The organism is Candidatus Hydrogenedentota bacterium (assembly GCA_016791475.1).
Lineage (GTDB): Bacteria > Hydrogenedentota > Hydrogenedentia > Hydrogenedentales > JAEUWI01 > JAEUWI01.
Window position 1 is genome coordinate 1 of the sequence record JAEUWI010000413.1, and the last position, 539, is coordinate 539.

The 539-nt window shown below is 71.6% G+C and carries 1 protein-coding gene; it reads right to left on the bottom strand.

What is annotated here, in order from left to right; genetic code table 11:
• Window positions 1-139 precede the first annotated feature (139 nt).
• Window positions 140-539, bottom strand: a 400-nt coding sequence (locus JNK74_29980; GenBank protein MBL7650399.1) for a xylose isomerase, incomplete at its 5' end; no start/stop codon positions are given.

Below are 539 nucleotides of genomic sequence, written 5' to 3' on the forward strand. Positions count from 1 at the left end.
TCCTTGTTGTGGTGTGTCTCTGTGGGACTGCGGTTCGGCGGGTCAACATCGCCGCGGCGGGCGCGCGCAGGGCGAAGGAGCGGAGGTCCTCGTCATGGCGGCTCGGCGCGGGCGGGTTTGGGGTGGGCCCTTCGGCGCGTCAGGCGCAGAAGCGGTTGACGAGGTTCTCCAGCACCTCCTGGCGGCCGGAGACGGGCGCCACGTCGGTGTTGCGGGTCAGCACCTCGTCGGCGAGGTCGCTCAGCGAGCGCCGGCCTGCGAGGATGTCCTGGCCGGCGGCGGTGTCCCAGCCGGCGTAGCGGGCGTCGACAGCGGCCTTGAGGCGGCCGTCGTTGATCATCTTCTCGGCGACCAGCAGGCCCTGCGCGCAGACGTCCATGCCGCCGATGTGGCCGTGGAAGAGGTCGGCCGCGTCGATGGACTGGCGGCGCACCTTGGCGTCGAAGTTCAGGCCGCCCGAACCCAGGCCGCCGGCCTGCAGCACGTGGTACAGCGCCAGCGCCGTCTCGGGCACGTTGTTGGGGAACTGGTCGGTGTCC